The organism is Dactylosporangium aurantiacum (assembly GCF_000716715.1).
In the GTDB taxonomy this organism is placed as follows: Bacteria; Actinomycetota; Actinomycetes; order Mycobacteriales; family Micromonosporaceae; genus Dactylosporangium; species Dactylosporangium aurantiacum.
Genome location: NZ_JNYJ01000065.1, coordinates 44,674 through 64,366, shown reverse-complemented (window position 1 = coordinate 64,366; position 19,693 = coordinate 44,674). Strand labels below are relative to the sequence as shown.

The 19,693-nt window shown below is 73.9% G+C and carries 21 protein-coding genes; 14 read left to right on the top strand and 7 right to left on the bottom strand.

Annotation, left to right across the window (positions count from 1 at the left end; translation table 11 throughout):
* Positions 1-10: 10 nt before the first annotated feature.
* The 5 genes from clpS (at position 11) to OP18_RS45705 (ending at position 2,787) form a co-directional block, all read left to right on the top strand.
* Positions 11-307, top strand: a complete 297-nt coding sequence (gene clpS, locus OP18_RS45725; RefSeq protein WP_033366007.1) for an ATP-dependent Clp protease adapter ClpS — start codon at positions 11-13, stop codon at positions 305-307.
* 91 nt (positions 308-398) lie between these two features.
* Positions 399-896 carry a DUF2017 domain-containing protein gene (locus OP18_RS45720; protein WP_156090254.1) on the top strand — a complete coding sequence of 166 codons (498 nt, stop codon included), beginning with the start codon at positions 399-401 and terminating at the stop codon, positions 894-896.
* Between the two features lie 64 nt (positions 897-960).
* A complete protein-coding gene (locus tag OP18_RS45715) occupies positions 961-1,452 on the top strand; it encodes a M67 family metallopeptidase (RefSeq protein ID WP_033366111.1) in 492 nt (163 codons plus the stop codon).
* Between the two features lie 67 nt (positions 1,453-1,519).
* A complete protein-coding gene (locus OP18_RS45710) occupies positions 1,520-1,831 on the top strand; it encodes a MoaD family protein (RefSeq protein WP_033366108.1) in 312 nt (103 codons plus the stop codon).
* 5 nt (positions 1,832-1,836) lie between these two features.
* Positions 1,837-2,787, top strand: coding sequence for a PLP-dependent cysteine synthase family protein (locus OP18_RS45705; RefSeq protein WP_033366002.1), 951 nt, complete (start codon positions 1,837-1,839; stop codon positions 2,785-2,787).
* A 79-nt stretch (positions 2,788-2,866) separates the two neighbouring features.
* Here OP18_RS45705 and OP18_RS45700 read toward each other — a convergent pair whose 3' ends face one another.
* Positions 2,867-3,214 carry a hypothetical protein gene (locus OP18_RS45700; protein ID WP_033366000.1) on the bottom strand — a complete coding sequence of 116 codons (348 nt, stop codon included), beginning with the start codon at positions 3,212-3,214 and terminating at the stop codon, positions 2,867-2,869.
* A gap of 347 nt (positions 3,215-3,561) precedes the next feature.
* Between OP18_RS45700 and OP18_RS45695 the strand changes: the two genes are divergently transcribed.
* The 6 genes from OP18_RS45695 to rdgB all read left to right on the top strand — a co-directional run bounded on the left by OP18_RS45695 (position 3,562) and on the right by rdgB (position 8,741).
* Positions 3,562-4,314, top strand: a complete 753-nt coding sequence (locus OP18_RS45695; protein WP_033365997.1) for an MBL fold metallo-hydrolase — start codon at positions 3,562-3,564, stop codon at positions 4,312-4,314.
* 66 nt (positions 4,315-4,380) lie between these two features.
* Positions 4,381-5,520, top strand: a complete 1,140-nt coding sequence (locus OP18_RS45690; RefSeq protein WP_033365994.1) for a glycosyltransferase family 4 protein — start codon at positions 4,381-4,383, stop codon at positions 5,518-5,520.
* Complete coding sequence (locus OP18_RS45685; protein WP_033365992.1) at positions 5,517-6,623, top strand: glycosyltransferase; 1,107 nt, start codon at positions 5,517-5,519, stop codon at positions 6,621-6,623. Before OP18_RS45690 ends, OP18_RS45685 begins: the two co-directional genes overlap by 4 nt.
* The gene (locus OP18_RS45680; RefSeq protein WP_052388334.1) at positions 6,620-7,405 is read left to right on the top strand and encodes an SGNH/GDSL hydrolase family protein; all 786 of its coding nucleotides are present in this window, start codon (positions 6,620-6,622) and stop codon (positions 7,403-7,405) included. Before OP18_RS45685 ends, OP18_RS45680 begins: the two co-directional genes overlap by 4 nt.
* Before the next feature lie 14 nt (positions 7,406-7,419).
* Positions 7,420-8,148 (top strand): ribonuclease PH, encoded by a 729-nt coding sequence (gene rph, locus OP18_RS45675; RefSeq protein WP_033365988.1) that lies wholly within the window; start codon positions 7,420-7,422, stop codon positions 8,146-8,148.
* The gene (rdgB, locus tag OP18_RS45670) at positions 8,145-8,741 is read left to right on the top strand and encodes an RdgB/HAM1 family non-canonical purine NTP pyrophosphatase (protein ID WP_033365985.1); all 597 of its coding nucleotides are present in this window, start codon (positions 8,145-8,147) and stop codon (positions 8,739-8,741) included. Before rph ends, rdgB begins: the two co-directional genes overlap by 4 nt.
* A gap of 737 nt (positions 8,742-9,478) precedes the next feature.
* Here rdgB and hutH read toward each other — a convergent pair.
* From hutH to OP18_RS45640, 6 genes are read right to left on the bottom strand one after another with little or no spacing between them, the layout of a single operon-like run.
* Positions 9,479-10,999 (bottom strand): histidine ammonia-lyase, encoded by a 1,521-nt coding sequence (gene hutH / locus OP18_RS45665; protein WP_033365981.1) that lies wholly within the window; start codon positions 10,997-10,999, stop codon positions 9,479-9,481.
* A complete protein-coding gene (hutI, locus tag OP18_RS45660) occupies positions 10,996-12,165 on the bottom strand; it encodes an imidazolonepropionase (RefSeq protein ID WP_033365976.1) in 1,170 nt (389 codons plus the stop codon). The genes hutH and hutI overlap by 4 nt, the downstream gene beginning before the upstream one ends.
* Positions 12,162-13,568, bottom strand: a complete 1,407-nt coding sequence (locus OP18_RS45655) for a formimidoylglutamate deiminase (protein WP_052388344.1) — start codon at positions 13,566-13,568, stop codon at positions 12,162-12,164. Before OP18_RS45655 ends, hutI begins: the two co-directional genes overlap by 4 nt.
* Positions 13,565-14,770, bottom strand: a complete 1,206-nt coding sequence (locus tag OP18_RS45650) for an allantoate amidohydrolase (protein WP_081971685.1) — start codon at positions 14,768-14,770, stop codon at positions 13,565-13,567. Before OP18_RS45650 ends, OP18_RS45655 begins: the two co-directional genes overlap by 4 nt.
* A 2-nt stretch (positions 14,771-14,772) precedes the next feature.
* Positions 14,773-16,422 carry a urocanate hydratase gene (gene hutU / locus OP18_RS45645; RefSeq protein WP_033365970.1) on the bottom strand — a complete coding sequence of 550 codons (1,650 nt, stop codon included), beginning with the start codon at positions 16,420-16,422 and terminating at the stop codon, positions 14,773-14,775.
* Positions 16,423-16,435: 13 nt separating this feature from the next.
* Positions 16,436-17,296, bottom strand: coding sequence for a MurR/RpiR family transcriptional regulator (locus OP18_RS45640; RefSeq protein ID WP_033365966.1), 861 nt, complete (start codon positions 17,294-17,296; stop codon positions 16,436-16,438).
* Between the two features lie 96 nt (positions 17,297-17,392).
* Here OP18_RS45640 and OP18_RS45635 point away from each other — a divergent pair, with 96 nt between their 5' ends.
* From OP18_RS45635 to OP18_RS45625, 3 genes are read left to right on the top strand one after another with little or no spacing between them, the layout of a single operon-like run.
* Positions 17,393-18,208, top strand: a complete 816-nt coding sequence (locus tag OP18_RS45635; RefSeq protein ID WP_033365963.1) for an MOSC domain-containing protein — start codon at positions 17,393-17,395, stop codon at positions 18,206-18,208.
* A gap of 38 nt (positions 18,209-18,246) precedes the next feature.
* Complete coding sequence (locus tag OP18_RS45630) at positions 18,247-18,960, top strand: HAD family hydrolase (RefSeq protein WP_033365960.1); 714 nt, start codon at positions 18,247-18,249, stop codon at positions 18,958-18,960.
* Between the two features lie 13 nt (positions 18,961-18,973).
* Positions 18,974-19,465 carry a hypothetical protein gene (locus OP18_RS45625; RefSeq protein ID WP_033365955.1) on the top strand — a complete coding sequence of 164 codons (492 nt, stop codon included), beginning with the start codon at positions 18,974-18,976 and terminating at the stop codon, positions 19,463-19,465.
* Positions 19,466-19,693: the final 228 nt, after the last annotated feature.

Below are 19,693 nucleotides of genomic sequence, written 5' to 3'. Positions count from 1 at the left end.
CCATGTTGGTATGGCGGCGCCGCAGGTCGTACCGATCGAAGAGACCCGTCTCGAGGCTGATGAGGTGCCCGAGACCGACCGTCCGTGGGTGACCGTGGTCTGGAACGATCCGGTCAACCTCATGAGCTACGTGACGTGGGTCCTGCAGAAACTGTTCGGATTCAGCAAGGAGAAGGCCGAACGCCTCATGCTCGACGTGCACCACAAAGGCAAGGCGATCGTCTCCAGCGGTCCCCGGGAGAAGATGGAGTACGACGCCTCCCGGCTGCAGGCCTACGGCCTCTGGGCGACGGTGGACAAGTCGTGACCGGTCCGGAGCGCAGTGGAGCGACCGGGCACCGGAAGCGCAGTCTCGAGCCACGTCGGCGTCGGAGCGCGGCGGAGGTGACGGCGTGACGATGTTTGTCCGTAATGGCACAGTCTGTATCGCGCGGTTCGGTCCCGCCGAGGCGGCCGTGCTCAACGAGGTCATGCTCGAGGTCATCACGCTGCTGTCGGAGGGGTTCGACCGCAGCGACCCGGTGATCGAGCGGCTGTTCCCCGACGTGTACCGCAACGACGCCGGCGCCTCCGCGGAGCTGCGCCGGTACATGGAGGACGACCTGCGCTCGGCGAAGCTCGAGCAGGCCGCGCTGCTGCTGGACGTGCTGCCCCTGGAGGGCGGCGAGGTGGCCCTCGACGAGGAGCAGGCCGAGGCGTGGCTGCGGGCGCTCACCGACGTGCGGCTCACCCTCGGGCTGCGGCTCGGCATCGACGACGACGACGTCGACATCGAGGCGGAGCTCGACGAGGCGATCCTCAAGGACCCGACGTCGGCCCGGGTCGGGCAGCTGTCGGTGTACCAGTACCTGACCTACCTGCAGGAAAGCCTGGTCGGCGCGCTTATGGGACACTGAGGGCCCGGGGGGCGTGAGGTCGGTCACGAGCGAGTTGCCTTCGGGTTTCGGTAAGCTGTCAGTCGTGCTGACCATCGACGCCGCGATCCTCGACGCGATCGTTGCGCACGCCCGCCGGGACCACCCCGACGAGGCGTGCGGCATCGTGGCGGGGCCGGCCGGTTCGGACACCCCGGTGCGGCACGTGCCGATGGCCAATGCGGCCCGCTCGATGACGTTCTACGAGTTCGACTCCGTCGAGCAGCTGCGGCTGTGGCGCGAGATGGACGACGCGGACGAGGAGCCGGTGGTCGTCTACCACTCGCACACCGCCACCGAGGCCTATCCGTCGCGGACCGACGTGTCCTTCGCCGGTGAGCCCAATGCGCACTATCTGCTGGTTTCGACCCGCGACCCGGAGCAGACCGAGATCAGGTCGTTCCGCATCGTGGACGGTGCCGTCACCGAGGAGCCGGTTCAGGTAGTTAATGCAGTCGTGGACTCACACGCCGTCCAGTCATATCTCTTCGGGCAGAGCCCGACGACCGTCGACTACGAGTGTCGCGCGAGCAGCTGACCGCCGCCCGCCGTCGCACCGTGTCCAGTCGTCCCGCGCTCCGCTCCCCACAGAAGAGGAAATGATCATGGCTATCGAGGTTCGCATCCCGACCATCCTGCGCAGCTACACCGGCGGTGCCAAGACCGTCGAGGGCTCCGGCGACACCATCGCCGACCTGCTCACCGACCTGGACAGCCGGCACTCGGGCATCAAGGCCCGGCTGCTGACCCCCGAGGGCGGCCTGCACCGCTTCGTCAACGTCTACGTCAACGACGAGGACGTCCGGTTCCTGGGCGCGCTCGACGCGAAGCTCAGCGACGGCGACTCGGTGACGATCCTGCCCGCCGTCGCGGGTGGCGCGTTCGCGTTCGCGGCCGCCCACGCCCTGCGGGGCTGATCTCCGTGGCGCGCTACGAGTCGGTGCTCGAGGCGTGCGGAAACACGCCGCTCGTCGGGTTGCCCCGGCTGTCACCGAGTCCAGAGGTCCGCCTGTGGGCCAAGCTCGAGGACCGCAACCCGACGGGCAGCGTGAAGGACCGGGTCGCGTTGTGGATGGTCAAGGCGGCCGAGGAGGCGGGCCGCCTCCGCCCGGGCGACACGATCATCGAGCCGACCAGCGGCAACACCGGCATCGCCCTGGCGATGGTGGCGAAGCTGCGCGGTTACCGGCTGGTCTGCGTCATGCCGGAGAACGTGTCCTCGGAGCGCACCGCGCTGCTGCGCATGTACGGCGCGGAGATCATCTTCTCGGAGGCCGCCGGCGGGTCCAACCGGGCCGTCGCCGTGGCCAAGGAGATCGCCGCGGAGCACCCGGACTGGGTGATGCTGTACCAGTACGGCAACGAGGCCAACGCCCGGGCGCACTACGAGTCCACCGGCCCCGAGATCCTGCGGGACATGCCGACCATCACGCACTTCGTGGCCGGCCTGGGCACCACGGGCACGCTCATGGGCATCGGGCGCTACCTGCGCGAGAAGGTCGAGGACATCGAGATCATCGCCGCCGAGCCGCGCTACGGCGAGCTGGTCTACGGTCTGCGCAACCTCGACGAGGGCTACGTGCCGGAGCTCTACGACGCGAGGGTCCTCACCCGCCGGTTCTCCGTCGGCACCCGCGACTCGGTGCTGCGCACCCGGCAGCTGGTCGAGGTCGAGGGCATGTTCGTGGGCTTCTCCGCCGGCGCGGTGCTGCACGCGGCGCTCGCCGTCGCGCACCAGGCGCTCAAGGCCGGCAAGCGGGCCGACGTGGTGTTCCTCGTCGCCGACGGCGGCTGGAAGTACCTGTCGACCGGCGCCTACGGCGGCACCCTCGCCGATGCCGAGTCCGCCCTCGACGGCCAGCTCTGGGCCTGAGACAGACACGCGCGTCGGGCCTGAGGCAGGCACGCGTCCGAGGTCGCACCCGCGGCCTCGGACGCCCGCCGGCGACCCCTCAGAGACCCGTCACGATCCAGCCGATCACCAGGCTCACCGACGCCGCTCCCAGCAGCGCGAACGGCAGCCGCCGCTGGTGCACGCTGGCGAACGCGGCGATCGTGCACGTCAGCCCGATCAGCCCGATGACGATGACCGTCGGCGCGTACCAGGCCCGGTAGGCGCCGATGAGCCCGACGAACGCCCGCAGCGCCACCGCCATGCCCCCGAGGCCGAGCGCCGCCGCCCAGCCGCACACCGCGGCCAGGTGCCGCGGCTGCGGCGCGGGGTCCCGGTCGGTGGGCAGCCGGAAGGCGTCGGGAAGCTGCTGGCGCAGGCGTTTGCGCATGGACACCTCGACGGGCACGTCCGCTCCTGTTGCTGGGGGTCGTTTGGTGGCTTACGAATCTCAACGAGCCCGGGCGTGCCGCGTCACGCGACCCTGTCACGTTGGCGACATCTGCCGTCCGATCGTTCAGCCTTGCCTGCCAGTCCGGCGTAGGCTGCGCCTCGTGACGGACTTGCCCATCGGCAGCAACCGGCCGGGCAACCCCCGCCGGTGCCGTCCGTCAGCGCCCGGTAGCGGTACAGGTGCCGTCATCCGGCATCCCGGGACCACGAACTATCCTCACCTGACCGGCGTGATCCACACTGGCGCCCAGGCGTGACCAGAGCGATGGGAGACGACGTCTTGGCGTTGTTGTTAGGGCAAGCATGAGGCTCACCGTTCTCGGCTGCGCCGGCAGCTTCCCGGGTCCCGAGGCCCCCTGCTCGGCGTATCTCATCGAGGCCGACGGGTTCCGGCTGCTGGTGGACTTCGGTCCCGGTTCGATGTCGACGCTGCAGCGGTTCTCAGGCCTCTACAACGTCGACGCCATCCTGCTGACGCACCTGCACTGCGATCACATGCTCGACGCGTGCTCCTACATCGTGGCCCGGCGCTACGCGCCGTCCGGCCCGCTGCCGCCGCTGCCGGTCTACGCGCCGGTCGCCGCGCCGGACCGCATCTCCGCCGCGTACGGCGGGGAGAACGAGCCGATGGCGATCAGCGACGTGTACACGTTCTACTCGCTGCAGCCGGGCAGCTTCCCGATCGGGCCGTTCCACGTCACCGTCGACCGGGTCAACCACCCGATCGAGACCTACGGGGTGCGCGTCGAGCACGAGGGACGGGTCATCACGTACTCCGCCGACACCGCCCCCTGCGACCAGCTGATCCGCCTCGCCCAGGGCGCCGACCTGTTCCTGTGCGAGGCCAGCTACCTCGACGGCGTCGACAACCCGCCCGACCTGCACCTCACCGGGCGTGAGGCGGCGGAGCACGCCACCAAGGCCGAGGTCGGGCGGCTGCTGCTGACCCACCTGGTGCCCGCGTGGGGCAGCGAGGCACTCACCCTCGAAGCCGCGAAGGCCGCGTTCGAGGGCCCGATCGACATCGTGCGGCCCGGCGCGAGGTACGACATTTAAGCAGCGTTCGCCGATTCGTCAGTCGATGGTGGCCGCCCGCATGGACGACGCCCCCATGGTGACGGCATGCGGATCGCGATCGTCACCGAGTCGTTCCCGCCCGATGTGAACGGCGTCGCCCACTCCGTCGTCAGGGTCGCCGAACACCTCGTCGCGCGCGGCCACGAGCCGCTCGTGATCGCACCCCAGCCCTCCTCCGGGGCGCGGTCGGTCACCGGCGCCTTCCCGTACGAGATCATCCGGGTCCCCTCGGTCGCCACCCCCGGCTACGGGACCTTCCGGCTCGGGCTGCCCAGCCGCCGCCTCGCCGCGGCGCTGCGCGCCCACCGCACCGACCTGGTGCACCTGGCCAGCCCGTTCGTGCTCGGCGCGCGCGGCATGACGGTCGCCGCGTCGCTCGGACTGCCGACCGTCGCCGTGTACCAGACGGACGTGCCCGCCTACGCCCGCCTGTACTACCACTCCGGCCTCGGCGAGCAGGCCGCGTGGCGGTGGCTGCGCCGCATCCACAACGCCGCCGACCGGACCCTCGCACCGTCGACGGCCGCCGCCACCGCCCTGCACAGCCACGGCATCGAGCGCGTCTGGCTGTGGCGCCGCGGCGTCGACGCGGCCCGCTTCGCCCCCGGCCGCCGCAGCGCCGCGCTGCGCCAAGCCCTGCTCGGCACCGACCGGTCCGTGCTCGTCGGGTACGTGGGCCGCCTCGCCGTGGAGAAGCGGGTCGACCTCCTCGCGCCGGTCAGCCGCATCCCCGGTGTCCGGGTCGTGGTCGTCGGTGACGGCCCGGCCCGCCCCGCCCTGGAACGCGCCATGCCCGACGCGGTCTTCCTCGGCGAGCGCCGCGGCGACCAGCTCGCCCGGGTGTTCGCCAGCCTCGACGTGTTCGCCCACACCGGGCCGTTCGAGACGTTCGGGCAGACGGTCCAGGAGGCCCTCGCCTCCGGTGTACCGGTGGTCGCGCCCGCCCAGGGCGGCCCCCTCGACCTCGTCGACGACGGCCGCACCGGGATCCTCGTGCCGCCGTGCGACGCGGTGGCGCTGCGCGACGCGGTCGCCGGGCTGGTCGCCGACACCGAGCGCCGGCACGCGATGGGCCTCGCCGCCCGGGTCGCCGTCGCGTCCCGCACCTGGTCCGCGGTCGGCGACGAGCTGATCGGGCACTACCGCGACGTGCTGCCGACGGCCGTGCCGGCGGTGTCCGCGTGAGGATCGTGCGCCTGGCGAACTTCGTCATGCCCCGCTCCGGCGGCCTCCGGACCGCCCTGCGCGCCCTCGGCGAGGGCTACGTCGCCGCCGGCCACGAGCCGATCCTCATCGTGCCCGGCGAGGAGCACTCCGACGTCACCGACGCGCAGGGCCGGGTGATCACGCTGCCCGGCCCGGTCGTGCCCGGCACCGGCGGCTACCGGGTCCTCATCCACCGGCGCCGGCTCGCCCGGCTCCTCGACCGGCTGGGCCCCGACCGGCTCGAGGTCTCCGACCGGTTCACGCTGCGCTGGACCGGCCGGTGGGCGCGGCAGCGGGGCATCCCCGCCGTCATGGTGTCCCACGAGAGCCTCGCCGGCCTGCTGCGCTTCGCCGGCCCGGCCGGCGCCGCCTGCGCCGACCTGCTCAACGCCCGCAGCCACCGGGCCTACGACCAGGTGCTGTGCACCACCGCCTGGGCCGCCGCCGAGTTCGACCGGATCGGCGCGGGCAACCTGGTGCGCGTGCCGCTCGGCGTCGACCTCGACCTGTTCAACCCCTCGCGGGCGTCGGCCGCGCTGCGGGAGCGGTACGCCGCGCCCGGCCAGGTGCTGCTGGTGCACTGCGGGCGGCTCTCGGCGGAGAAGCACCCGGCACGCTCCATCGAGGCGCTGATCGCCCTGCGCGCCGAGGGCGTCGACGCGGTCCTCGTCGTGGCCGGCGACGGCCCGCTGCGGCCCCGGCTGCAGGAACAGGCGCGCGGGCACGCGGTGCACTTCACCGAGTTCGTCGCCGACCGCACCGCCGTCGCGGAGCTGCTGGCCACCGCCGACGTCGTCATCGCGCCCGGCCCGATCGAGACGTTCGGCCTGGCCGCGCTGGAGGCTCTCGCCTGCGGCACGCCAGTGGTGGTCTCCTCGGCGTCGGCGCTGCCGGAGGTGGTCGGCGACGCCGGGGCGGCCGTCGAGTCCGAATTCGCGGCAGGTGTACGGCGGGTGCTCGCCCGACCGGTCGCCGAGCGCCGGCGGGCCGCCCGGGACCGCGCCGAGCGCTACTCGTGGCCGGCGGCGGTCGCCGGGTTCCTGGCCGTGCACGGCGCCCCCGTCTCGGCGGGCGTGCCGTGACCGTCTTCGTCGCCCTGGGCGACTCCACCACCGCCGGGTACGGCGACCGGATGCCCGACGGCTCCTGGCGCGGCTGGGCACCCATCCTCGCCGCCGCGCTCGGCGCCCGCCTGCACAACCTCGCCGGCAGCGGCGCGCAGACCAGCGACGTCGTCACCGGCCAGCTGCCCCGCGCGCTCGACCTGCGCCCCGACATCGCCGCCGTCATCGCCGGCACCAACGACACCCTGCGCAGCCCGTTCGACCCGGCGCGGGTCGCGGCGAACCTGGACCGCACCGTGGCCGCCCTGCGCGCCCGCGGCGCCGAGGTCCTCACCATCCGGCTGCCCGACCCCGGCCGCATGTTCGGGCTGCCCGGGCCCCTCGCGCGTCCCCTGGCCCGCCGGATGCGCGACCTCAACGCCGCCGCCGACCTGGTCGCCGCCCGGCACCGCACCGTGCACTTCGACGCGGCCGGCCATCCCTGGTCGTACGAGCGCCGCATGTGGAGCGTCGACCGGCTGCACCCGAGCGAGCGCGGACACCGCTTCCTGGCCTGCTCGTTCTACGACCTGCTCGCCGCCCGGCTCGGCCCCGGCATCGGCGCCCGGCCCGACCCGGCGCCCAGCAGCCCGCCCCCGACCCGCACCGCGCAGGCGTGGTGGATGGCGACCCAGGGCACCCGCTGGATGATCCGCCGGTCCACGGACCTGCTGCCCGGCCTGCTCGCCCTCGCCTACACCGAGCTGCGCCGCCCCTCCGACCTCGCCCCGGGCCTGCCGGTGCCGGACCATGTCGCTTGACTAGGCTGGACCGCATGGCTCGACCGGATGCTCGCGCAGCAGATCAACTTCGACCCGTATCGATCACCCGCCAGTGGAGCATGCACCCGGAGGGGTCCGTGCTCATCGAGTTCGGCAACACCCGGGTGCTGTGCACGGCCAGCGTCACCGAAGGGGTGCCGCGCTGGCGGAAGGGCTCCGGCCTGGGCTGGCTCACCGCCGAGTACGCGATGCTGCCCCGCGCCACGACCACCCGCAACGACCGGGAGAGCGTCAAGGGCAAGATCGGTGGCCGTACCCACGAGATCTCCCGCCTCATCGGCCGCAGCCTCCGCGCCTGCATCGACCTGAAGGCCCTCGGCGAGAACTCGATCGTCCTGGACTGCGACGTCCTGCAGGCCGACGGCGGCACCCGCACCGCCGCCATCACCGGCGCGTACGTCGCCCTCGCCGACGCCGTCGCCTACCTGGCCGCCAACAAGAAGCTCGCCGGCAAGCCCGCGCAGGTCCTGCACCGCTCGGTCGCCGCGGTCAGCGTCGGCATCATCGCCGGCGAGCCGCGCCTCGACCTGTGCTACGAGGAGGACGTCATCGCCGACGTCGACATGAACGTCGTCTGCACCGGCACCGGCGACTTCGTCGAGGTCCAGGGCACCGGCGAGCAGGCCGTCTTCACCCGCGCCGAGCTCGACCTCCTCGTCGACCTGGGCGCCCTCGGCTGCGCCGAGCTCACGACCCTGCAGCAGAAGGCGATCGCCGGATGAAACTGCTGCTCGCCACCCGCAACACGAAGAAGCTCGTCGAGCTGCGCCGCGTCCTGGCCGAGTCGGCCCCGCACGTCGAGCTCCTCGGCCTCGACGACGTGCCCACGTACCCCGAGGCCCCTGAGACCGGCCTCACCTTCGAGGAGAACGCGCTGCTCAAGGCGCGCGAGGCGGCCGCCATCACCGGCCTGCCCAGCGTCGGTGACGACTCCGGCCTGGCCGTCGACGCCCTCAACGGCATGCCCGGGGTCTTCAGCGCCCGTTGGTCCGGCCTGCCCAGCGGCACCCCCGACCGCGACGGCGCCAACCTCCGGCTGGTCCTCGCCCAGGTCGGCGACGTCCCCGACGAGCACCTCGGCGCCGCCTTCGTCTGCGCCGCCGCCATCGTCTGGCCCGACGGCCGCGAGGCCGTCCACCGCGGCGAGATGCGCGGCCGCCTCATCCGCACCCCCCGCGGCGACGGCGGCTTCGGCTACGACCCGATCTTCGTCGCCGACGGGCACGAGCTGACCACCGCCGAGCTGCCCCCGGCGGAGAAGGACGCCATCAGCCACCGGGGCAAGGCGTTCCGCGCCCTGGCCGCCACCCTCTGACAGGCCGCGCCCCGCTTCGGCGGCGCCCAGGAACCGTGCGGCTCCCGGGCGCCGCCACCGGCCGTGACCGCTCGCCGCCGCCGGGCCGTGACCGCTCGCCGGCGTCGGGCTGTGACCGGCTCGCCCGCGTCGGCAACTGCGGCAGCCGTGCATTGCGCACCTCTGCGGCATGACACGGCCCCGGGGCATCTGTTGGCGGCTCCCATGCCCTGCGTGCCTTGGCGCCCCGGGCATCGTGTTGCGGTGGCCCGCCCCCCCTCCGCGGCGTGGCGTGGCGTGGCGTTCGACGGCTTCCCGCCATGGGTGCCGGCCGCGTGGGCTCTGGTGCCGGCCGAACGCAGCACCAGCCCCCCGGGGTGACATGACGCCGTGCCCCTCCGGGATCGCCACACGGGCATCCCGCGGTGGCAGCGTCTCCGCCCGGCGTCTCCGCCCGGCGTCTCCGCCCGGCGTCTCCGCCCGGCGTCTCCGCCCGGCGTCTCCGCCCGGCGTCTCCGCCCGGCGTCTCGCCCGGCGTCTCGCCCGGCGTCTCCGCCCGGCGTCTCGCCCGGCGTCTCCGCCCCGGTGTCTCGCGGCCGGTCGAGAACGGACTGAGCCGACGTCGGTCGGTCCGTGCATCCAGGCAGGTTTTCGACCCGCCGCGGTGGTCCGAGCCGGCCCCGCTAATGCCGCCATCCGCCGTCGGCGCCGCCGTCAGGGCCGGGCTCAGCGGCGCGGCGCCGAGCGGGCTCGGTGTGTCATGCCAGGGGGCCGACCTCCCGTTCGATGGCGGTGCGTAGGTCGCGGCCGGCGATGGTGGCACGGACCGCCTCCAGGACGGGGGCGAGGAACACGTCCGGGCCGGGCTGGCCGGCGTGCTCCTCGACGGCCGCCATGGCGAGCCGGCCGGCCACCGACGGCGTCAGCGGGGCGCGCAGCTGCAGGCCACGGACCGCGGAGAGCAGCTCGACGGCGAGGATGCTGCACAGGTTGTCCAGGACGGTGCGCAGCTTGCGGGTCGCCGCCCAGCCCATCGAGACGTGGTCCTCCTGCATGCCCGACGTCGGCAGGGAGTCGACGCTGGCGGGAGAGGCGAGGCGCCGGTTCTCCGCGACGATGCCCGCGGCCGTGTACTGCGCGATCATCAGGCCCGAGTTGACCCCGGCGTCCGGGGTGAGGAACGGTGGCAGGTCCCGCGACCGGCACACGTCGAGCATGCGGTCGACGCGGCGCTCGGCGATCGCGCCGACCTCCGCCGCCGCGATCGCGAGGTAGTCGGCGGCGAACCCGAGGGGCGCGCCGTGGAAGTTGCCGGTCGACTCGACCCGGCCGTCGGGGAGCACGACCGGGTTGTCGACGATCGACAGCAGCTCCCGGGCGGCGACGGTGGTCGCGAACTCCAGCGTGTCCCGGGCGGCGCCGGCGACCTGTGGGGCGCAGCGCATCGAATACGCGTCCTGCACGGCGTGCTCGAGGTCGTCGCGGTGCGAGTCCATGATCGGTGAGCCCTGCAGCAGGCGGTGCAGGTTGGCGGCGGAGGCGGCCTGGCCCGGGTGGGGCCGGATCGTGTGCAGCTCCGGCATGAACGGCCGGTCGGAGCCGAGCATCGCCTCGATCGACAGGGCCGCGGTGACGTCGGCCATGGTGAACAGGTGCGCCGCGTCGGAGATCGCCAGCAGCAGCATGCCCAGCATGCCGTCGGTGCCGTTGATCAGCGCGAGCCCTTCCTTCGACGACAGCTCCAGCGGGCTGACCCCGGCGTCGGCGGCGGTGATGCGGCTGCCGTCCTTGGCGAGGACCCAGCCCTCGCCGGTGAGCACGAGCGCGCAGTGCGCGAGCGGCGCGAGGTCGCCCGACGCCCCGAGCGAGCCGTGCTCCGGCACCCAGGGGGTGATGTCCGCGTTGAGCAGGTCGACGAGGCCGGTGGCGATCTCCGGCCGTACACCGGAACGGCCCATGGCGAGGGATCTGACGCGCAGCAGCATCATCGCCCGCACCACCTCGCGGGGCATGGGGGCGCCGATGCCGGCCGCGTGCGAGCGGATCAGCGCGTGCTGCAGCTCGACGCGGCGCTCCGGGGCGATGAACGTGTTGGCCAGCGCGCCGAAGCCCGTCGACACGCCGTAGACCGGGCGGCCGTCACGCTCGATGGCGTCGACGATCGACCGGCTGGTGCGCATCGCGTCCAGCGCGTCCTGCGCGAGGGTCACCCGCGCGTTGCCCCGCGCGACCGCGATGAGGTCGTCGGGGGTGATGCCTGAGGCGGTGACGGTGATCAAACCAGCTCCCCATTGAGCATGACGGTGGATATCAGGGGTACGCCCGGCCGGTACGCCAGGTGCAGGTGCGACGGTGCGTCGAGGATCATGAGGTCGGCCCGTGCCCCGACCCGCAGCCGGCCGACGTCGTCGCGGCGCAGCGCGGCGGCCCCGCCGGTGGTGGCGGCGAGCACGGCCTCGGCCGGCGTCATCGCCATCTCGCGCACCGCGAGGGCCACGCAGAACGGCATCGACGTCGTGTAGGACGAGCCCGGGTTGCAGTCCGTGGCGAGCGCGACGGTCGCCCCGGCGTCCAGCAGCGCCCGCGCCGGCGGGTACGGCGAACGGGTCGAGAACTCGGCGCCCGGCAGCAGCGTCGCCACGGTCGAGGACCCGGCCAGGGCGTCGATGTCGGCCGGGGCCAGGTGCGTGCAGTGATCGGCGGAGGCCGCCCCGAGCTCGACCGCGAGCCGCACCCCCGGCCCGGCCGTGAGCTGGTTGGCGTGCACCCGCACGCCCAGCCCGGCGGCCGCGCCGACGGTCAGGATCGCCCGGGAGTGGTCGGCGTCGAACGCGCCCCGCTCGCAGAACACGTCGATCCACCGCGCCCCGGCCGCCTGCGCCGCGGTCAGCATCGGGCCGCAGACGAGGCTGACGTAGTCGGCGGTGCGTCCCGCGTACTCGACGGGGACCACGTGCGCCCCGAGGAATGTCGTCTCGGTGCTGAACTCCCGCGCCACCCGCAGCGAGCGGGCCTCGTCCGCGACGGTCAGCCCGTAGCCGGACTTGATCTCCATGGTGGTGGTGCCCTGCCGCAGCGCCTCCCGCCGCAGCCGGGCGACGTTCGTGCGCAGCTGCTCGTCGTCCGCCGCCCGGGTCGCCCCGACCGTCGTGCGGATGCCGCCGCCCGTGTACGGCTCGCCTGCCATCCGCGCGGCGAACTCCGCGGCCCGGTCCCCGGCGAACACCAGGTGCGCGTGGCTGTCGACGAACCCGGGCAGGACCGCGCCGCCGGCGGCGTCGACCCGCGCGTCGGCCGGCGGCGCGTCCGCGGCCCGGCCGATCCACGCCACCGCGCGCTCGTCGACCACGAGCGCCGCCTGCCGGCGGATGCCCAGCGGCCCCTCGCCATAGCCCGGCACGCAGGTGACCAGCTCACCGATGTTGGTGATCAGCATCGACCTCATCGCGGCCCTCCGGTCGTCGCGGCCGCCGCCGGCGTAGGCACGTCGAGCGCGCGCAGCGCGGCCGTGAGGGCGGCGCCGGTGTCGGGGACCGCGCCGTGGACGCCGTCGCGGACGACGGTGCGGCCGTCGACGACGACGTGGCGGACGTCGGCGGCGGTCGCGGCGAACAGCACCGCCTCCGGCGCGCAGCCGGCGGTGCGGGGCGAGCTCAGGGCGACCGTGACCAGGTCGGCGCGGGCGCCGGGGGCGATGCCGCCCGCGTCGGCCCAGCCGAGGGACGCGTGGCCGGTGGCGGTCGCGGCGGCGAGCAGCTCGGCGGCGGTGAAGTGGCCGCGGTGCTCGGTGTGCAGCCGCTCGTGCATCTCGACGCCGCGGGCCTCCTCGAACAGGTCGATCACGGCGTGGCTGTCGCTGCCGAGGGACAGCGGGCTGCCCGCGTCGACCAGGGCGCGCGCGTGGCCGATGCCGTCGGCGAGGTCGCGCTCGGTGGTGGGGCAGAAGCAGACGCCGGTGGCGGAGTCGCCGAGCTCGGTGCGGTCGGTGTCGGTGAGGTGGGTGGCGTGCACGGCGGTCACCGACGGGCCGGTCAGGCCCCGGTCGGCGAGCAGCTGCGTCGGGGTGCGGCCGTGCGCCGCGAGGCAGGCGTCGTTCTCCGCGCGCTGCTCCGACAGGTGGACGTGGACCGGCACGCCGTCGGCGCCGGCACCGAACGCACCCGGGGCCGACGCGTACCGGGCGAGCTCGGTGAGCGCGGCCGCCGGCACGGCCCGGACGCTGTGCGCGGCGGCGCCGATCCTCGCGTGCGGCCGCGGGCGCAGGAGGGCGACCCGGTCTGCCCAGCCGTCGACGCCGGTGTCGCCGAAGCGGCGCTGGACGCCGTCGAGGGGCCGGCCGTCGACGGTCGCGGTCAGGTACAGCGTGTCGAGCAGCGTGATGCGGATGCCGGCGTCGGCGGCCGCGGCGACCAGCGCCTCGCCCATCGCGTTGGGGTCCGCGTACGGCGTGCCGCCGGGCCCGTGGTGCAGGTAGTGGAACTCGCCGACGCAGGTGATGCCGGCGAGCGCCATCTCGGCGTACACGGCCGTGGCGAGCCGGTGGTAGGTGTCGGGGTCGAGGGCGCCGGCCACCGCGTACATCTGCTCGCGCCAGGTCCAGAACGTGCCCCGCCCGCCCTGGGTCCGCCCGCGCAACGCCCGGTGGAACGCGTGCGAGTGCGCGTTGGCCAGCCCTGGCAGCGTCACCCCGGCCAGCCGGACCGCACCGGGCCCGGCGGGCGTGCCGGGCGTGACCGTGGCGAACCTGCCGTCGACGACCTCGATCAGCACGTCGGCCGCGACACCACCCGGCAGCCACGCCCACTCGCAGTGGAACCGCGCTGCCGCAGGAGCCGGGACGGCGCTCATCGGCACAGCCTGGCCAGCAGGTCGGTGAGCTTCTCGACGCCCACGGCGCAGTCGGCGTCGGAGGCCGACTCCTGCGGCGCGTGCGAGATACCGGTCGGGTTGCGCACGAACAGCATGCCCGTGTCGACGTGCTTGGACAGCACGCCGGCGTCGTGGCCGGCGCCGGTCGGCAGCACGGGGGCGCCGAGCTCCAGCGCGGCCAGCCGGCTCACGTCGCCGGCGAACGCCACCTCCGCGGTCACCGACTCCGCCTCGAGGGTCACCCGGGTGCCGTCGTAGCGGGCCCGCTCCTCCGCGCGCTGCTGGATCGCGGTGACGAGCCGGTCGAGGGTGTCGCTGTCGGCCGCCCTCGCGTCCAGCCACGCCGAGGCGCGGGCGGCGATCGCGTTGGTGGCGTTGGGCGCGACGTCGACCCGGCCGACGGTGGCGTGCGCGCCGTGCGTCCGCGCGGCCTCGTCGGCGGCGAGGACGGTGTGCGCGAGGGTCAGCATCGGGTCGTGGCGGTCGTGCATCCTGGTCGTGCCGGCGTGGTTGCCCTCGCCGGAGAAGTCCAGCCGGTAGCGCCCGTGCGGCCAGATCCCGCTCGCCACCCCGACCGGCGCGTCGAGCACGTCGAGGGCGCGGCCCTGCTCCACGTGCAGCTCGACGAAGGCGCCGATGCGGGCCAGCCGCTGCGGGTCGGGGCCGAGCGCGTCGACGTCGAGACCGGCCTTGCCCATCGCCTCGGCCAGGTAGATCCCGTCGCGGTCGCGCAGCCGCAGCGCCCGCGCCGGGTCGAACGCGCCGGTGAGCAGCCGCGAGCCGAGGCACGGCACGCCGAAGCGGGCGCCCTCCTCCTCGGTGAACACCACGACCGCGACCGGCCGGGACGGTGTCACGCCGCGCTCGCGGAGCCGGTCGACGGCGAGCAGCCCGGACACGACGCCGAGCGGCCCGTCGTAGCCGCCGCCGTGCGGCACCGAGTCGAGGTGGCTGCCGGTGACGACCGCCCCCTCACCGTCGGGGGAGCCCCACCACGCCCACAAGTTGCCGTTGCGGTCGACCTCGACCTCCAGGTCGCGGTCGAGGGCCTCCTCGACGAACCACTCGCGGCAGACCATGTCGGTGTCGGTCCACGAGTGCCGCAGGTAGCCCCCGTCGCCGCCGGCCCTGCCGATCGGGCTCAGCGAACCCCACAGCGCGGCGAACCGCTCAGCGGTCATCGTCATGACTCCTCCCGCATGGGCACGCGCAGCCCGGTGCGCTCGGCGACCTCGGCGGCCTCGTCGTAGCCCGCGTCGACGTGGCGGATCACGCCCATCGCCGGGTCGTTGGTCAGCACCCGGGCCAGTTTCCGCGCGGCGAGCTCGGTGCCGTCGGCGACGGACACCTGGCCGGCGTGGATGGACCGGCCGATCCCGACCCCGCCGCCGTGGTGGATCGACACCCACGACGCGCCGGAGGCGGTGTTGACCAGCGCGTTGAGCAGCGGCCAGTCGGCGACCGCGTCGGAGCCGTCACGCATCGCCTCCGTCTCCCGGTAGGGCGAGGCGACTGAGCCGGTGTCGAGGTGGTCGCGGCCGATCACCAGCGGGGCCTCGACGGTGCCGTCGGCGACCATCTCGTTGAACCTCAGGCCGGCCTTGTCGCGCTCGCCCTGCCCGAGCCAGCAGATCCTGGCCGGCAGCCCCTGGAACGCGACCCGCTCGCCGGCCATGCGGATCCAGCGGTGCAGCGAGTCGTTGTCGGGGAACAGGTCGAGCACGGCCCGGTCGGTGGCGGCGATGTCGGCGGGGTTGCCCGACAGGGCCGCCCACCGGAACGGCCCCTTGCCCTCGCAGAACAGCGGACGGATGTACGCCGGGACGAACCCGGGGAACGCGAACGCCCGGTCATACCCGCCCAGCTGCGCCTCGCCCCGGATCGAGTTGCCGTAGTCGAAGACCTCGGCGCCCCGGTCGAGGAACCCGACCATCGCCTCCACGTGCCGGGCCATCGAGTGGCGGGCCCGGTCGGTGAACTCCTCGGGCTTCGCCGCGGCGTAGGCGGCGGCCTCGCCGGGCTCGACCCCGCTCGGCACGTAGGACAGCGGGTCGTGCGCGGAGGTCTGGTCGGTGACGATGTCGACCGGCACCCCCATCCGCAGCAGCTCGGGCAGCAGCAGCGCGGCGTTGCCGACGACGCCGACCGACAGCGGCCGGCGGGCGATCTGCGCCTCGACCGCGAGCCGCACCCCCTCCTCCAGGGAGCCGGCGACGGTGTCGAGGTAGCGGCTCGCGACCCGCCGCTCCAGCTTCGCCCGGTCGACGTCGATGATCAGGCAGGCCCCGCCGTTCATGGTGACGGCGAGGGGCTGGGCGCCGCCCATGCCGCCGCAGCCGGCGGTGAGCGTCAGTGTGCCGGCGAGGCTGCCGCCGAACCGCTTCGCCGCCACCGCGGCGAACGTCTCGTAGGTGCCCTGCAGGATGCCCTGGGTGCCGATGTAGATCCACGAGCCGGCGGTCATCTGCCCATACATGGTCAGGCCGAGCGCCTCCAGGCGGCGGAACTCGGGCCAGTTGGCCCAGTCGCCGACGAGGTTGGAGTTGGCGATGAGCACCCGCGGCGCCCACTCGTGGGTCTGCAGCACGCCGACCGGGCGGCCGGACTGCACCAGCATCGTCTCGTCGGGGCCGAGCGTGGTGAGCGTGCGCATCAGGGCGCGCAACGACGGCCAGTCGCGTGCGGCCTTGCCGGTGCCGCCGTAGACCACCAGGTCCTGCGGCCGCTCGGCGACCTCGGGATCGAGGTTGTTCATCAGCATGCGCAGTGCGGCTTCCTGCTGCCAGCCACGGGCCGTCAGCGTGGTGCCGCGAGCGGCACGGACCGTCTCCATGGAACTCCTCGGGTTAGGGCAGGAAGACCTGGCGGGTGGTGGCGGACCGCTCGAAGGACTCGAGGCGGGCCTGGGTCTCGGTCGGGTCGGCGTCGCACATGGCCTGCAGCAGCATGGTCACCATCGCCGTCGGGGCGCTGTGGGAGTCGAAGACCAGCCGCGAGCCCACCGGCGCGGGCAGCACGATGTCGGACTCGGCGGCGGCCGGGCTGACCGGCGAGTCGGTGACGGTCACGACGGTGAGACCGGCGGCGCGGGCCTCCCGCAGCGCGTCGACCGCCTCACGCGGATACCGCGGCAGCACAAACGCCAGCATGGCAACTGCGCCCGCCCCGCGCGCCTGATCCAGCCGATCCGCGAGCAGGCTGCCGTGCTCGTGCAGCAGCCGCACGTCGGGGTGGATCTTCGCGGCGAAGTAGGTGAACGCGTCGGCGAGCGCGCGGGCCGCCCGCATGCCGAACACGGGCAGGGGCCGGCTGCCGATCAGCAGCGCGCCCGCCTCGGCGAGCGGCTTTGGGTCGGCGAGCGCGTCGGCGAGGCGCTGCAGGTTGCCGATCTCGGCGCTCAGCGCCTGCTGGAACTGGTTGGTCTCGGACCCGGCCGGCTCGTCGTCGCGGAGCGGGCGGTGGGCATAGCCGTCGAACGTGACCCGGATCGTGTCACGCAGCGCGTGATAGCCGTCGAAGCCGAGCGCGGTCGCGAAGCGGGTGACCGACGGCTGGCTCACCCCGGCGAGCGTCGCCAGGTCGCCGCTGGACAGGTAGCCGGCCTGGCCGGCGTTGTCGACCAGGCAGCGGGCGATGCGCCGCTGGGCGGGCGTGAGCCGCTGCCCGTCGAACAGCTCCAGCAGTCGCCGCTCCATCTCCGAGGTCATGCCAAAAATGTATGCCTCCATTCAAACTTCAGTCAAGCGCATGAAGTCATTCAGGAGTGTTGCCTAACCAGGGGGTACCCGTGCGACCCTCGCGGCGTGCGGTTGACCTATCTGGCTACGTATCCCGTCAAGAGCTGCCACCGGGTGGAGGCCGACGCGGCCGAGGTGGAGCCCTGGGGGCTGGCCGGCGACCGCCGCTGGCTGATCGTCGACGACGACGCCAAACTGATCACCCAGCGGGAGACGCCGGAGCTCGGGCGCATCCGCCCGCAGCCGCGCGACGGCGGCCTGCTGCTGCGGGCGGCCGGCGCGGAGGACCTGTGGGTGCCGTTCCCGTCCGGCCCCACGACCGACGTGCGGCACTTCTTCCTGTCGATCGCCGCGACACCGGCCGGACGGGACGCCGACCGGTGGATCTCCGGCGTGATCGGCCGCCCCGCGACGCTGGTCCACCTCGACGACCCGACCCGCCGCCCGGTCGACCCGGCCTACGGCGAGCCCGGCGACCGGGTCAGCTTCGCCGACGGGTTCCCGCTGCTGCTGGCCAACGCCGCCTCGCTGGACGCGGTCAACGACTGGCTGGTCGAGGCGGGGGAGGAGCCGGTCCCGATGACCCGGTTCCGGCCCAACGTGGTCGTCAGCGGCGCTCCCGCCTGGGCGGAGGACGGTTGGATCGGCGGCCGCGTCGTCATCGGCGACGTGTCCTTCCGGGTGCCGAAGGCGTGCAGCCGTTGCGTGCTCACCACCGTCGACCCGGAGACCGGCGAGAAGGGCCGGCAGCCGCTGCGCGTCCTGGGCCAGCGCCGCCGGTTCCCGCAGGGGCTGCTGTTCGGCGTCAACCTGATCCCCGACCTGGAGGGGCAGGACGGACGGGGCAAGATCGCCGTGGGCGACGAGGTGATCGTGGCATAACGCACCCGCCGGGGCTGGTGACCCGCCATGATCAAGGGGTGACACCCCTGCGGGTCAGGCCCCACCTCGCCGGGATCCTCGACCGGACCGCGCACGTGGTGCTGACGTTCAGCGTGCTCGGCAACCTCCTGCCAGAGCCCGAGGCGGTCGCCGGCCGGGTCCGCGACATGCTGCTGGACACCGGCCACCGGCTGTCCATCCTGATCGGGGCGGGCGACAACCCGTTCGACATGCTGGCCGAGGCGTACACGGCCGGCGAGGACCTGGGCCGCCGGGCCGAGCAGCTGATCCACGACGCGGAGGTCGACGCCGCCGCCCGGGCGCCGGTGACACCGGGCACCCGCGCCCTGCTCGAGGCGTGCCGGGCCACCGGCCGGACCGTCACGGTGTACGCGCCGCACAGCGAGTCGGCCGTCGGGCGCTACCTGCACCAGCACGGCCTGCGCCCGCTCGTGGGCCCGGCGCTCGGCCGTGGCTTCGCGATGCGTCACCCCGCGGTGCGCACGATGGCGCCGGTACTGGAGTCGATCGGCGCGCTGCCGGGCGAGACCGCGGTGGTCTGCGCGACGTTCTCCGCCATGTCCGCGACCCAGCGCGCCGGCGCCCACGCCATCGGCGTCGAACGCATCCGCGAACCGCGCAAGATGCTGCACGGCGGCGAGGGCAGCAACGCCGTCGTCCAATCCCTGACACACCTCGCCGGAGCGGTCCGCGCGTGCGCGCCGTCACAGCAGCGCGGCGCGTCGCTCTGATAGAACAACGCGCGTGTCATTTCTGCTCTGGTCGGGACAGGCGATCGGGCACCGCCGCGCCGGTGTCGGCCTCGTCGTCGGCGTGGCCTGCGCCGCCGCCGCGGTGACCGTCTTCCCCGAGCACCCGCTCGAGCGGCCCAACGCCCTGGCCGCCGCGGTGCTGCTGGGCGCGGCCGGGCTCGCCGCCCTGGTCTGGGCCGCCGCGATGGCACACGTCGGGGTGCAGATCAGCATGTACAACGTGCGGATCCGCCACGGGCTGCTGCCGATGCCGCCGATCACGGTGCCGCTGCGGATGGTCAGCGGCATGCGCGCCGTCGACGTCCAGTCCAGTCTCGCCCAGCGCTGGGGATGGACCTGGGTCCCCGGTCGCGGGCGGGCGGTCATCGTACGGTCCGGGCCGGCCCTGCTGTTCGACTTCGCCGGTCGCCGGTTCACGGTCAGCGTCGACGACCCCGACGAGGCCGAGGCCGCCCTGAACCGGATGCGCAGCGCGGTCCGCTGATGCGGCGCAATTGGTGAAGCCCGGGGAATGCCCATCCCCGGGCCTCGGTGTGCCGCCCATTTGCACACACCGGCACGTTTAAGGTCACAGATCAGGTTGAAGGCGTCGCGCTCTGCGATTGAGCTATCGGGCCGCGTTGGAGGCCCGAACGGGAGTTGAACCCGTAACCTCGACGACAAGGTCTGTGAGCGGTCGATCCGGTGTTGAACGGCGAATGCTCAGACTGGA